We start from the raw sequence: 15,148 nt of genomic DNA, 5'->3' as shown, positions 1-15,148 counted from the left end.
ATGGCACGGGGAGCGCCGCGTATGACCGGGATGGATCCGATCGCCGTCGTCGGACTCGCCTGCCGGTTGCCGGGGGCGTCGAGCCCGGCGGAGTTCTGGCGGCTGCTGCGCGACGGGATCGACGCCGTCGGCGAGGTGCCCGACGGCCGCAGGCGGCACACCGGCGGAGCGGTGCACGGCGCATTCCTGGAGCACGTCGACGCCTTCGACCCGGAGTTCTTCGGCATCTCCCCGCGCGAGGCCGCGGTCACGGACCCGCAGCAGCGTCTGATGCTGGAGCTGGCGTGGGAAGCGTTGGAGGACGCGGGCATCGTCCCGTACGACCTCTCCCAGACCGCGACCGCCGTCTACGCCTCCGCCGTCTGGGACGACTACGCGGAACTGGCGCACCGGCGCGGCGACGCGGCCCGTACGCACCACACCTTCGCCGGTACCCGGCGGGCGATGCTGGCCAACCGGGTGTCGTACGCCCTCGGTCTCACCGGCCCGAGCCTCACGGTGGACACCGGGCAGTCCTCCTCCCTCGTCGCCGTCCACCTCGCGTGCGACAGCCTGCGCCGCGGGGAATCCACCCTGGCCCTCGTCGGCGGCGTGAACCTGGTCCTCGCCCCGGACTCCACCGCCACCTCCGACCGCATGGGCGCGCTGTCCGCCTCCGGACGCTGCCGCACCTTCGACGCCGCCGCCGACGGCTACGTCCGCGGCGAGGGCGGCGCCGTGCTCGTCCTCAAGCTGCTCCAACGGGCCCTGGCCGAAGGCGACACCGTGTCCTGCGTGCTCCGCGGCAGCGCCGTGAACAACGACGGGGGCGGCGACTCCCTCGGAGCCCCGCGCCGCAGCACACAGGAGGAGGTGCTCCGGCTGGCCTACCGGCACGCCGGCACGGACCCCGGCGACGTCCAGTTCGTCGAGCTGCACGGCACCGGCACCCCCGCCGGGGACCCCGTCGAGGCAGCGGCCCTCGGCGCGGTGGTCGGCGCGGCCCGCCCCGCGGGCGACCCGGTGCCGGTCGGCTCGGTCAAGACCAACGTCGGCCACCTGGAGGGCGCGGCCGGCGTCGTCGGCCTGCTCAAGGCGGTCCTCAGCATCCGCCATCGCGAACTCCCGCCCAGCCTCCACTACGCCACACCGCATCCGGGGATCCCGCTGGACCGGCTCAACCTGCGGGTGCAGGTGGCCCGCGAGGGCTGGCCGCGTCCCGAGCGGCCACTGGTGGCGGGGGTTTCGTCGTTCGGCCTCGGCGGCACCAACTGCCACGTCGTGGTGGCCCAGCCCGACGCCCCCGACCCCGCCCCCGCCGCCGGCGCCGGGGACGGCTTGCAGCGCGACGGTACGGACGACCGGCCGCTGCCGTGGGTGTTCTCGGGCCGCAGCCTTCCGGCACTGCGGGACCAGCCGGCACGGCTCCTGCGCGACCTGCTCGACCACCCCGGGCGTACCCCGCAGGACGTCGGACTCTCCCTGGCCACCACACGCGCGCAGTTCGGCCACCGCGCCGTCGTCATCGGATCCGGCGAGGACGGCCTGCGCGACGCAGCCGCGCGCCTGTCCCGGGGCGAGCCCGCCCCCGGCGTCGTGGAGGGCGTCGCCCTCCCCGGTGCGGGTCCGGTGCTGGTGTTTCCGGGGCAGGGGTCGCAGTGGCGGGGGATGGCGCTGGAGTTGTACGGGCAGTCGGCGGCGTTCGCGGGGGCGCTGGACGAGTGTGCCGAGGCATTGGCGCCTTTCACGGGGCGGTCGTTGCTGCAGGATCTCGACGGCGATCTCCGGCGAGGCGATGTGGTGCAGCCCGCGTTGTGGGCGGTGATGGTGTCGCTGGCGCGGTTGTGGGAGTCGTTCGGTGTGGTGCCGTCCGCGGTGGTGGGTCATTCGCAGGGTGAGATCGCGGCGGCGGTGGTGGCGGGGGCGTTGACTCTGGAGGACGGTGCCCGGGTCGCCGCGCTGCGCAGCCGGGTCATCGCCCGGCGGCTGGCGGGCCGGGGCGGGCTGGCCTCGGTGGCGCTCCCGGCGGACGAGGTGCGGGAGCTGCTCACCACGCTCGGCGGCGGGCTGTGCGTGGGCGCGGTGAACGGCCCCGCGGCCACGGTGGTCAGCGGGCCCCCGGCGGCCTTGGAGAAGCTGACGGCGGTCCTGGTGGCCCGGCAGATCCGCGTACGCCGCGTCGACATCGACTACGCGTCCCACTCCGCGCAGGTCGACGCCGTCGTGCCGGAACTCCTCGACGTCCTCGGCGAGATCCCCACCCGGTCGTGCCGGGTGCCGTTCCCCTCGACGGTGACCGGGGAGATCCTGGACGGCCGGGAGCTGGACGCCGCGTACTGGGTGAGCAACCTGCGCCGCACGGTGCGCTTCTCCGACGTCGTGGGGAACCTGCTCGACCGGGGCCACCGCCTGTTCATCGAGACCAGCCCCCACCCCGTGCTGAGCACCGCCGTCTCCGAGACCGCCGACGCACGCGGTGTCGAAGCCGGTGTCGTCGGCGGCCTCCGGCGCGGCGACGGCAGCCGGCGGGGGTTCCTCACCGGCGTCGCGCAGGCGTGGACGCGCGGGGCGGCCGTCACCTGGGAGGCGGCGTTCGACGGTCTCGGCGCCCGGCGCGTCCCGCTGCCCACGTACCCCTTCCAGCGCACCAGCCACTGGCTGCCCGCGGGCAACGACGAGGCAGGCACCGCGGCGGAACCGGAGCCCCCCGAGGCCCGGGTCACCGCTGACCCGGCCGGTCGCGGGGAGGGCCGGCAGCGAGCGCGGTTGCTCGACTTCGTACGCGGCCACGCGGCGGCCGTGCTCGGATACACCGACCCCGCACGTGTCGACGAGAAGACGACGTTCAAGGACGCCGGCTTCGACTCGCACATGTCCGTCGAGCTACGTGACCGCCTCGGCACCGCCACCGGCCTGCGCCTGCCCTCCGATGTCCTGTTCTCCTTCCCCACACCGGCCGCCCTGGCCGAGCGGCTGCGCGCCGGGCTGACGGACGGGCCCGCCGCGAGGGGCGTACCCGAGCGGTCGGACCGCCCCGGCGACGAGAACGGGGACGATCCGATCGCGGTGGTCGGCATGGCCTGCCGGTTCCCCGGTGGCGTCCGGTCTCCCGAGGACCTGTGGCGGCTCGTGACCGATGGCACCGACGCGATCAGCGACTTCCCGGACGACCGGGGCTGGGACGCCGGCGGCGCCGGCCGCACCTGGCGGGGCGGCTTCCTCGACGGCGCCACCGAGTTCGACGCCGGGTTCTTCGGGATCTCACCCCGCGAGGCGCTGACCATGGACCCGCAGCAGCGCGTGCTTCTGGAGGTCTGCTGGGAGGCCGTCGAGCGGGCGGGGATCATCCCGGCGACGCTGCGGTCCACGGCCACCGGTGTCTTCGTCGGCGCCATGGCGCAGGAGTACGGTGCCCGGCTCGACCAGGCGCCGGAGGGCTTCGAGGGGCAGATCCTCACCGGCGGTACGCCCAGCGTGCTGTCCGGGCGCGTGGCGTACACGCTGGGCCTGCGGGGTCCGGCGCTCACCGTCGACACCGCCTGTTCCTCGTCGCTGGTCTCCCTCCACCTCGCGGCGCAGTCACTGCGGCAGGGGGACTGCACCCTGGCCCTCGCCGGCGGCGTGGCCGTCATGGCGAACCCGGGCATGTTCCTGGAGTTCGGCCACCAGGGCGGGCTGTCCGCCGACGGCCGCTGCAAGGCGTTCGGGGCCGCCGCCGACGGCACGAGCTGGGCGGAGGGCGCGGGGATGCTCGTGCTGGAGCGGCTGTCGCACGCCCGCCGCAACGGGCACCGGATCCTCGCCCTGGTGCGCGGCTCGGCCGTCAACCAGGACGGCGCGTCCAACGGACTGACCGCCCCCAGCGGCCCCGCCCAGGAAGAGGTCGTCCGCCGGGCCCTGGCCGTGGCCGGGCTGACGGCCGGGGACGTCGATGCCGTCGAGGCGCACGGTACGGGCACCCGCCTGGGCGACCCGGTCGAGGCGCACGCCCTGCTGGCGACGTACGGTCAGGACCGCGAGCCCGGCGAGCCGCTGTACCTGGGGTCGCTGAAGTCCAACATCGGCCACGCGCAGGCCGCCGCGGGCGTAGGCGGCGTGATCAAGATGGTGATGGCGATGCGGCACGGGGTACTGCCGCGCACCCTCCACGCCGACCAGCCGTCCCCGCACGTCGACTGGTCGTCCGGCGCCGTGGCGCTGCTGGCCGGCGAGCGCCCCTGGCCCAGCCGCGGCCGGGTGCGCCGGGCCGGGGTCTCCTCGTTCGGCATCAGCGGCACCAACGCGCACGTGATCGTGGAAGAGGCCGCCGAGCCCGCCGAGCCGGAGAAGTCGGCCGAGCCCGCCGGACCGCGGCCGGCACCGGCGGCTGGAGTGCTGGTGTGGCCCGTGTCCGGAGACACCCCCCGCGGGCTGGCCGCCCAGGCCGCGCGGCTGCGCGACTTCGCCGGGGCGCACCCCGAGCATTCCGCGGCGGACGTCGGCTGGTCGCTGGCCGGGACCCGGGCGGCGCTGGAGCACCGGGCCGTGGCGGTCGGCAGGGACGCCGGCGAACTGGCCAATGCACTGGCCGCGCTGGCCGCGGGGGAGCCCGCGGCCCGCCTCGTCACGGGCCGGGCCACCGGCGTCGGAGCCGGTCCGGTGTTCGTGTTTCCGGGGCAGGGGTCGCAGTGGCGGGGGATGGCGCTGGAGTTGTACGGGCAGTCGGCGGCGTTCGCGGGGGCGCTGGACGAGTGCGCCGCGGCGCTGGCGCCTTTCACGGGGCGGTCGTTGCTGCAGGATCTCGACGGCGATCTCCGGCGAGGCGATGTGGTGCAGCCCGCGTTGTGGGCGGTGATGGTGTCGCTGGCGCGGTTGTGGGAGTCGTTCGGTGTGGTGCCGTCCGCGGTGGTGGGTCATTCGCAGGGTGAGATCGCGGCGGCGGTGGTGGCGGGGGCGTTGACTCTGGAGGACGGTGCCCGGGTCGCCGCGCTGCGCAGCCGGGTCATCGCCCGGCGGCTGGCCGGCCGGGGAGGGATGGCGTCGGTGGCACTGCCGGCGGACGCGGTACGTGAGCGGCTCGGCGCCCTGGGCGGCGGGCTGTGCGTGGCGGCGGTCAACGGCCCGGCCACCACGGTCGTCAGCGGGCCGGCGGCGGAACTTGCGGAACTGACGTCGGCGCTGGAGGCCGAGCAGGTCCGCGTACGCCGTACCAACGTCGACTACGCGTCCCACTCCCCGCAGGTCGACGCCATCGCCGCGGAGCTGGCCGAGGAACTGGGCGGGATCCGTACGCGGCCGTGTCACGTGCCGTTCTTCTCGACGGTCACCGGGGAGATGCTCGACGGCCGGGAGCTGGACGCCGGCTACTGGGTGCGCAACCTGCGGGCCACGGTGCGCTTCTCCGACGCCGTGCGCAAACTGGTCGGTCAGGGCCACCGTATGTTCATCGAGACCAGCGCCCACCCCGTTCTCACCATGGGCGTCCAGGAGACCGCCGAGGCGGACGCGGTCGCCGTGGGATCCCTGCGCCGCGGCGACGGCGGGACGGAACGGTTCCTCACCTCGCTCGCCGAGGCCCACGTGCACGGTGCCGCCGTCGACTGGGCCCCCGCCTTCCGCCGCGCCCGCGTGGTGGACCTGCCGACGTACGCCTTCGAGGGCCGCCGCTACTGGATGGCCGCTCCGGCGCCCGCCGCCGAGACCGGCGACCACCCCCTGGCCCGGTCCGTCACCCAGGTGGCCGGCTCCGACTCCGCCCTGCTGGCGGCCACGCTGTCCCCCCGCACCGTGCCGTGGCTCGCCGATCACGTCGTCTCCGGCAGCGTGCTGCTGCCCGGCGCCGCCCTCGTCGAACTGGTTCTCCGCGCGGGCGAGGAAGTCGGCTGCGGGCGGCTGGAGGAACTGGTCCTGCACGCTCCACTCCACCTGCCTGAGAGTGACGCGGTCCAGCTCCAGATAGCGGTAGGCCCTCCGGAGGACGATTCGGCAACGGTGCCCCGCCGCCCCGTCGTGGTCCATGCTCGCCCGGCCGGTGCCGCGCGCGGGGAGCCGTGGGCCCGGCACGCCACGGGTGTCCTCGCGCCCACACGGGGAGCGTCCGGCGGCCCCGTCCTCAGCGAATGGCCGCCCGCCGGCACCGAGTCGGTGACCGTCGACAAGCTGTACGCGGAGCTGGCGGCGCTCGGCTACGACTACGGACCGGCCTTCCGCGGCCTGGGCGCGGCCTGGCGGCGGGGCTGCGAGTTGTTCGCGGAGGTCTCGCTCCCTTCCGGGCCTGCGGGCGGACCTCCCTCCGCAGTCGCCGGCTACGGCATCCATCCCGCGCTCCTCGACGCCTGCCTGCATGGCGCGCTGCTCGGCCGGATCGAGGAGCGGGCCGCCCGCCCGGCCCTGCCGTTCGCCTGGAGCGGGGTGGAACTGTTCGCCACCGGCGCCACGGCGGCGCGCGTGCATGTCGTCCCGAACGGGGAGGGGACCTTCGCCCTGCACGTGGCCGATGCCACCGGCCGTCCGCTGGCGGCGGTCGACTCCCTGACGCTCCGTGAGAGCACCGCTGACGCCGCCGCCCGGGCGGAGGACTCCGGGCGGCTGTACCGGATCCGCTCACGGCCCGTCCCGCCCGCCTCGCCCGCCGCGAGCGGTCTGCCCGGTCCCCCCTGCGTCCTGGACGAGCGCGCACCCCTCCTCGCCGCCCTCGCCGACCCCGTACCGGCCACCGTGATCGCCCCCGTTCCCGACGCGGGCACCGCCGAGGACGCCGCCTCCCGCGCGCTGGGACTCGTCCAGGAGTGGCTGGCCGACGAGCGGTTCGCCGGCTCCCGGCTCGCCTTCGCCGTCACCGGCGAGGGTCCGGCCCAGGCCGCCGTGGCGGGCCTGGTGCGTACGGCCCGTACCGAACACCCCGGCCGCTTCGCGCTCGCGCACGTCACCGACGACCCGGGGTACCGGGCCACGGCCGCCGCCCTCGCGGGGCCGGACGAGCCGGAGATCCGCGTGGTGGCCGGGCAGGTGGCCGTCCCGCGGCTGGCGAGCGCCGCCGGCCGCCTCCCAACCCCGCCGGCGGACGAGGTGTGGCGGATCGACGCCGCCGTCCGGGGCACGCTCGACGGCTTGGCGGCCGTCCCCGCCCCGGAGGCGGCCGGGCCCCTGCCCGAGGGCCACGTCCGTATCGCGATGGGTGCCGCGGGGCTCAACTTCCGCGACGTGCTGGTCGCGCTCGACATGTATCCCGGGCAGGGGGACCTGGGTGTCGAGGGCGCGGGTACGGTGACCGCCGTCGGGCCCGGCGTGACCCGACCGGCCGTCGGCGACCGCGTGCTGGGCCTGGTCCGCGGCGCCCTGGGCCCCGTGGCCGTGGCCGACGCCCGCACCCTCGTGCGGATGCCGGAAGGCTGGACGTTCGCGCAGGGCGCGGCCGTGCCCGTGGGGTACCTCACCGCCTGGATGGGACTGGTCGACGGGGCCGGCCTCGCCCGCGGCGAGCGGGTCCTCGTCCACACCGCCACCGGCGGGCTCGGACTGGCGGCGCTGCACGTCGCCCGCCATGTGGGCGCCGAGGTCTTCGCCACCGCCGCCCCCGCCAAACAGCACCTGCTGCGCCGCCTCGGACTCGACGAGGACCACATCGCCTCCAGCCGCGACCTGGACTTCCGGCGGCGGTTCCGGGACGCCACCGGCGGCGCCGGCATGGACGTCGTCCTCCACACTCTCGCCGGCGAGTTCACCGACGCGTCGCTCGACCTGCTGCCCCGCGGCGGCCGGTTCGTCGAGCTGGGCAAGACCGACGTCCGCGACGCCGACGCCGTGGCCGCGGACCGGCCCGGCGTCGTCTACCGGCCCTTCGACCTGCTGGCCGAGGACCCCGGCCGGGTCGGGGACGTACTGTGCCGCCTCGTCGGCCTCTTCGCCGCGGGCACGCTCCCGCCGCCGCCGATCACCTCGTGGGACATCCGGGAGGCGCCGGACGCGTTCGAGACGCTGAAGGACGCCGGTCACCTCGGCAAGGCCGTGCTCACCCTGCCCCGCCGCCTGGACCCGGACCGGACGGTCCTCGTCACCGGAGGTACGGGGACGCTCGGCCGCCTGCTGGCCCGCCACCTGGTGACCCGGCACGGGATCCGGCACCTGCTGCTGGCCGGCCGGCGCGGCCTCGGCGCTGACGGCGCGGAGGCGTTCGCCGCCGAACTCACCGGCCTCGGCGCACAGGTGCACGTGGCGGCCTGCGACGTCGGCGACCGCCGGGCGCTGGGCGACCTGCTCGCGGCCGTCCCGGCCGACCGGCCGCTGGGCGCCGTGGTCCACGCCGCCGGGACGCTCGACGACGGCGTCGTGGAGACCCTCACGCCCGCGCGGCTGGCGCGGGTGCTGCGCGCCAAGACGCAGGCCGCGCAGCACCTGGACGAGCTGACGGCGGGACTCGACCTGGACGCCTTCGTGCTGTTCTCCTCCGTCGCCGGGCTGCTGGGCACCGCGGGCCAGGCCAACTACGCCGCGGCGAACGCCACCCTGGACGCCCTGGCCCGGCGCCGCCGGAGCCGCGGGCTTCCCGCCGTCTCCCTCGCCTGGGGACTCTGGCGGGAGGCCGGCGGCATGACCGGGCACCTGCACGAGCGGGACGTCCAGCGGCTGGCGGACGCCGGCGTGGCACCGCTCGACTCCGCCGCCGGGCTCGCGCTGTTCGACGCGGCGCTGACCGGCGGCGAACCGGTCCAGGTCGCCGCCCGGCTGGACCTGCCGGGCCTGCGGCGGCAGGCCGCCGCCGGCGAGTTGCCGGCCCTGTTCCGCGGTCTGGTCGGCACGGTCCGGCCGCGGGCCGCGGCCGGCAGGCCCGCGGGGGAGCCCGGTGCCGACGACGGGGCCCTGGCCCGGCAGTTGGCCGGCGCGCCGCCCGAGGAACGGCGGCGCGTGCTGCTGGGCCTCGTCCGGTCGCAGGCGGCCACGGTCCTGCGGCACGGCACCGCGCAGGAGATCGTCCCGGACCGCCCCTTCCGGGAGCTGGGGTTCGACTCCCTCACCGCGGTGGAACTGCGCAACCGGCTCACCGCCGCGGCGGGCGTGCGGCTACCGAGCACGGTGGTGTTCCGGCACCCCACCCCCGCCGAACTGGCGGACCGGATCCACACAGAACTCTTCCCACCCGGCCCCGAGCACGCCGCGTCCACACCGACCACCCGGACCGACGGGCTCACCACGACGGGCCCGGCCGCAGAGCACGTGCCGATCGTGGACGACGAGCTGCTCGCCCTCATCGACAGGGCGGTGGAGGGCGAGTGACGCGCCGTAGCTCCGACTCACCTGCACCGACAGTTCGTCACCGACGGGGAAGGACATCATGCGCACAGCAGACGTGCCGCTGATCGAGCGGGACCACGAACTCGCAGTCCTCGAAGCCGCGGTCACGCGATGCCGGCGTGGCGCCGGGCAACTTCTCCTGATCGAGGGCGGTCCGGGGATGGGCAAGAGCGCCCTGCTCGCCGCCCTGCGGCGCAGGTCGGAGGCGGAGGGCTGCCGTGTCCTGCAGGCCAGGAGTGACGAGTCGGAGGGGGGATTCCCGTACGGGGTCGTGCGCCAGCTCTTCGAGGGCTGGCTGGCCTCGGCACCCCCGGACGAGCGGTGCCGGGTGTTCCGGGGACCGGCGGGGCCGGCGCGCCGGCTCTTCGAGTACGGGCCCCAGGACGCGCCACCCGTCGGCCGGGACGCCGCTCCCTCCGCCGGCGACCGGCAGCACGTACTCCTGAACGGCCTCTACTGGATGTGCGTTCACCTCGCGGAACGCAGACCCCTGTCGCTGCTGCTCGACGACGTGTGGTGGGGCGACGCCCCCTCGCTCCGCTTCCTGCACTACCTCGCCACGCGCCTGGACAGCCGGCCGATCCTGCTCGGCGTCACCACCGACCCGGCCCAGAAGGGGCCCCGGATCAGCGGTGCCCACGCCGTCGTCAGCCTGCCCGCAGCGGAGTTGCTGCGCCTCACGCCGCTCAGCGTGTCGGGGGTGAGGGCCTGTCTCGCCGCGCGACTCGGCGAGGAAACCGGTTCCGTACTCGGGGACGCATGCCACCAGGCGACCGGCGGCACCCCCTTCTACCTCCGCGAGCTGGTCGACGAACTGGCCGCCGCCGCCCGGCCGGACGGCGGACCGCCGCCCGCGGCCCTCGTGCCCGGCCTCGCTCCGCCCAGGGTCGTGCACGGCATGCTGCGCCGGCTGCGGTCGCTGCCCGCGCCGGCCGTCGCCCTCGTCGAGGCCATGGCCGTCCTGGGCACCGAACCGGGCCTCACGTACGCCGGCGGCGTCGCCGGCATCGACCAGGGAGCCGTCGCCGGCGCGCTGGGGGCGCTCGTGGACGGCGGGCTTCTCCGGCCCGACCTGCCGCCGCGCTTCCTCTACCCCGTCGTCCGCGCCGCGATCTATCACAGCCTGCCCGCCACCCGGCGCAACGCGGTCCACGCCCGGGCGGCGCACGTCCTCGCCCGCGCCGCCGCCCCCGTCGACGACATCGCCCGGCACCTGCTGCACGCCGACGTGACCGGCAACCGGGAGGCGGTCGCCCTGCTGCGCCGGGCGGCCCGCAAAGCGGTCGCCGACGACCGGCCGACCGCCGCGGTGGCGTACCTGACCCGCGCCCTCCAGGAACCGCCGGCGGCCGAGGACGAGGTGGCCGTGCTCACCGAACTCGGCCGGGCCGAGGTACGCGCCCGCCTGGTCGCGGCCCTGGACCACCTCGGCCAGGCGATGGAGTTGAGCGCGGACCCCGTACAGCGCGGCAGGATCGGGCTCGACCTCGCGACGGGCCTCGTGACCGCCGACCGGGTGGAGGAGGCCGTATCCCTCCTCCAGCAGCTACGCGAGGAGGTCGGCGACCGCGACGAGACCCTCGGCGGCCGACTGGACGTCGCGCTCGTCGTCACCGCGAGCCAGGCGTCCCACCTGCGGCACATCGCGAAGGAGCGGCTGCGCGAGCTGGCCCGCACCGACGCCGCCAGCCCCGTCGCGGCCCGGCTCCTGGCCCTCGACGAACCGGCCGCCGCACTGCGCCGCGGGGAGCCCGCGGCCCGGATCGGCGAGCTGACCGAGAAGGCCCTGGCGACCGTGTTCGCCGACGGCCTCGCGTCGTACGACCACGAGGTGTCCGCGCAGCTCTGGTGCCGGGTCGCCGCCGTCCTCGTCTGCTGCGACCTGCTGGGGGACGCCGAGCGCCTGCTCACCCACGCGCTGGCGGACGCGGAGGAGACCGGCGCGCCGATCGCCGCGGACTCCTACCGCGCCGTGCGCGCCTGGGCGCGGTACCAGCGCGGACGGCTGGCCGAGGCGGAGACGGACGCGCGGCACGTGCTGGAGCGGGCCGACGGCGCCGGCCTGCGCAGCCCCATGGCGGTGTTCGCCGTCGGCGCGCTGACCCGGGTGCTGATCGCGCGCCACGAACTGGACGCCGCGGCGGCCGTCGTACGCACCCACGACTTCAGCGCGTCGATGCGGAGGTCCGCGATCTACGTTCCCGTGCTGTTCGCCCGCGGCCGCCTGCACGGCGCCCGGGGCGACGTCGACACCGCCGTCGAGGACATCCTCCACGGGTGCCGGCTGATGGAGGACTGGGGGCTGCGGAACCCGGCCCTCCTCCAGACCCTGGACGCCGCGGTCCTGCTGAACCGGGCGGGGCGCACGGAAGAGGCCGGCGCCATGGTGGAGCGGCTGCGCCCGCGCGTACGGGCCTTCGCCTCCCGGCGGGTGATCGCCGCCACGCTCCGGGTGCGCGGCCTGACGGCGGCGCCCGGCCCGGCGGTGCGGTACCTGGAGGAGGCCGCCGAGCTGCTCGCCGGCTCCGAGGCAAGGCTCGACCACGCCACGGTGCTCGTCGACCTCGGCGCGGCCCTGCGCCGGTGCGAGCGGTGGGCCCGGGCCAGGCAGACTCTGCACCAGGGCCTGGCCGTGGCCCGGCGCTGCGGGGCGTGGGGGCTGGTGAACGACGCCAGGTCCGAGCTGTCGGCGATGGGGGTACGGGTCCGCGTCGCCGAGGAGGGAAACGGCACCCTCACCTCCCGGGAGCGGCGGGTGGCGGCCCTGGCGGCGGAGGGCATCCGCAACCGGGACATCGCGCAGACCCTCTTCGTCACCGTGAAGACCGTGGAGTGGCACCTCAACCGGGCCTACCGGAAGCTGGGCATCACCTCACGGCACGAGCTGCCGAAGGCACTGGCGCGGCAGCGTGCCGCGGCCGTCTGAGACGACGGGTCGGGTGGGTGCCGGCGGGTCTCAGTCGCCGGCCAGGGCGGCTCCGAGTTCTCTCCGCGAGGCGATGCCCAGCTTCCGGTAGACCTGGCTCAGGTGCCACTCCACCGTCTTCACCGTGACGAAGAGGATGCGTGCGATCTGCCGGTTGCTCTTGCCCTCCACCGCCAGTAGCGAGACGCGGTGCTCACGGGGGGTCAGCCCCGCGACGCCGGTGCGCACCACCCGGCGTACGCGCACGCCCATCGCGGACAGCTCGCGCCGGGCCTGCTTGCCGGGCGCCGTGAGGCCGGCGGAGTCGGCAACCTCGATGGCCTCGCCCAGCGTGCGGCGGGCCTGTGCGGTACGCCCGGCCTCCCGGAGTCCGGCGCCGAGCCGTACGAGGATCTCGCATCGGTCGACGACCGCGCCGGTGCCGTCGATGTGCTCCGCCGCCTCGGTCAGCATCGCGAGCGAGGAGTCGCCGCTCACCGTGGTGGCGCGGGCGGTCAGCGCGCACGCGAGGGTGCGGGGGTCGCCGAAGGCGCGCGCGGCGAGCAGCCGCTCCGCGGCGAGGGCGCGGGCCTCGTCGGCCCTGCCGAGCGCGGTGAGCGCCGGCACGGCGCGTACCGCGTGGTCGAACGCGGGGGAGCGGACGCCGTGTTCGGTCAGCAGCTCGTGGACGTGCAGGAGGTCGAGCGCGCCCGCTACGGTGTCGCCCTCGGCGAGGCGCAGCCGGCCGCGGGCAGCCGTCAGCGGCAGGGACAGCGCGGGGTGTGTCGCGTGCGCCGCGTCGCCGGGCGTTCCGTGCCGGGCGAACGCGGCGGCCGCGGCGCCGATCTGGTTCCGCAGCAGGAGGACTTCGGTGAGTGCGTAGACGGCGAAGGGGCGGCCGAGGACTGTCGCGTTGTCCGGGGCGGCATCGCTGAGCGCGGCCGTGGCGTCCGTATCCGCCTCCGCGAGGAGGCCGCGGCTGAGCTGGACGTACGCCCGCAGGGACCGTAAGTCGCGCGAGGCCGGCACCAGTCCCAGCGCCTCCACGCGCCGGACGGAGTCGTCGAGGAGGGCCGCGGCCTCGGACAGGCGCCCGCAGCAGGACAGGCACAGGGCGATCAGGCCGGGGGCGAGGGCGTCGCCCTTCGCCTCGGGGCCGCGCGGCCCACGCTGCCAGGCCTCCTCCGCCAGCCGGCCCACGTCAGCCCCGCTCGCGCCGTCGAGCAGCGCGGCGAAGGCGCGCCGGGCGGGTGGGAGTTCGGCGGTGTCGCCCACGGCGGGGCGGGCGGTGGCGAGCCGGTCGTTCCGTACCGGCGGGATGTGCAGCAGGTGCTCGGCGACCTTCTCCGGCGGGGCGCCGCTGCGGGCGAGCGCCTGCGCCGCGGCGGCGTGCGCGCGGTAGCGGCCGGCGCGGGGCATGTGCTCGTACACGGCGTTGCGCACGATGGGGTGGGCCAGGCGGGGCGGGACACCGGGCTCGACGACGCCGATGTCGGTGAGCACGCCGACCGCCTCCCTGACCTCGCGCGGGGTGAGCCCGGTGACGTCGGCGAGTTCGGCGTACCCGGCGGAGCCGCCCACGACGGCCAGCGCGTCGGTCAGGCGCCGGGCACCTTCCCTGTCGTCCTGCGGTACGTGCCCCACCCAGCGCTGCACGGCTCTCGCGACCATCCGGGGGCTTGCCCTGGCCACGAGCCCGGGACCCCACGGCACCCCCGGCCCAGGGGCGCGCCGCAGCTCGCTGACGAGTTCGTGGAGCAACCCGGGGTTCCCGCCCGTGACCAGCCGGGCCGTGTACGCCGACTCCGGGTCCGGGGCCACGTCCAGCACGGCACCGAGGATCTCCCCCACGGCCTTCTCGCTGAGCACGTCCACGGGAACGGAGCGCACCGCGGGCGAACCGCGCAGCGCATCGGTGATGTCGGGGTACGCGCCGCAGTCGACGGACGCGGTGGCGGCGACGCACAGGACGCGATCGCGCCTGAGCCGGCTCTCGATGTACTGAAGGAAGCGCAGCGACGCGGCGTCAGCCCAGTGCAGGTCGTCGAGGACCAACAGGACGGAGCTGCGCCGGCTCATGTTGACGAGCATCCAGTGCAGCCCGCGCAGGATCGATTCGTGTTGCCGGGGCGAGATGTCGCCATGCGCGACGGGATGCCGGTGGTCGAAGAGCGGCGAGGCCAGCACCGCGGGCCCGTCGACGGCCGCGGCGCGCGCGTCGGCCGGGGCGGCCGCGAAGTACGGCTCGAAGAGCTGGCGGACGATCCCGTAGGGGAAGGTGCTCTCGAACTCACTGCTGCGCGCGCGGAGAACCGTGAAACCGGCGGCGGCGGCCCGGTCCTGCGCGGCCCGCAGGAGGGCGGTCTTCCCGGTCCCGAAGCCCCCTTCGACGACGACCACGCCGCCGGCACCGTTCCGGCAGGAGTCGAGAGCGACGTCCAGCAGACCCGTCTGGTAGTCGCGCTCGACAAGGGGAACGGTGTCCAGGCGGGGGGTTCCGCGCATTACGAAGAGATCCCTCGTCCGGCCGCAACGCGGCCTTCCTCCGTGAGACACCTCATCCTCACTCGTCTCCTTCGCGTTCGGGAGATAGCCGACGCCCGGGATCCTTCCCGCGGTGAGCGCTCCTGCGGCTCCGCGAGCGGGCCGGGTCCAGGCTGGAACTATCGCCGACCGCCCTTGGATCCCCCTTGGCTGGCACTTGGCAGCCGGCCGGCCGGGACGCGGCCAACCTCCGCACCCGCCGCGAGCGGGCGGGCTTCCCCGCCGCAGCAAGGCCTGACCTGGCCCACCGGCTCCTCGCAGGCGCACGCCGTCGCCCGTAGGTGTAGGGAATCGGCTATCAAGGATCGGGCTCGTGACGCCGTTGCCGGGGACCGTGGGACTCTGCAAGGAGAAGCGGAACGGGGGGCCTGGCCTGCACGCATCGCCTGAACCGCACCGGCATGTGGCGCGGGCTCGCCCCCGAGGACAGGCGTTCATGGCTCTCGGTGT

General features: G+C 75.9%; 3 protein-coding genes. 2 read left to right on the top strand and 1 reads right to left on the bottom strand.

The genetic code is table 11. The features are described 5' to 3' along the window. Positions 1-21: 21 nt before the first annotated feature. Positions 22-9,231, top strand: a complete 9,210-nt coding sequence (locus O7599_RS01705; RefSeq protein WP_281620265.1) for a type I polyketide synthase — start codon at positions 22-24, stop codon at positions 9,229-9,231. Positions 9,232-9,289: 58 nt separating this feature from the next. Then, a complete protein-coding gene (locus O7599_RS01700; RefSeq protein ID WP_281620264.1) occupies positions 9,290-12,175 on the top strand; it encodes a LuxR family transcriptional regulator in 2,886 nt (961 codons plus the stop codon). A gap of 30 nt (positions 12,176-12,205) precedes the next feature. Here O7599_RS01700 and O7599_RS01695 read toward each other — a convergent pair whose 3' ends face one another. Then, positions 12,206-14,659, bottom strand: a complete 2,454-nt coding sequence (locus tag O7599_RS01695; RefSeq protein WP_281620263.1) for an AAA family ATPase — start codon at positions 14,657-14,659, stop codon at positions 12,206-12,208. Between the last annotated feature and the right edge of the window lie 489 nt (positions 14,660-15,148).

This window comes from Streptomyces sp. WMMC500 (assembly GCF_027497195.1).
Taxonomy (GTDB): Bacteria; Actinomycetota; Actinomycetes; order Streptomycetales; family Streptomycetaceae; genus Streptomyces.
This window is presented reverse-complemented; position numbering and strand designations above follow the sequence as displayed.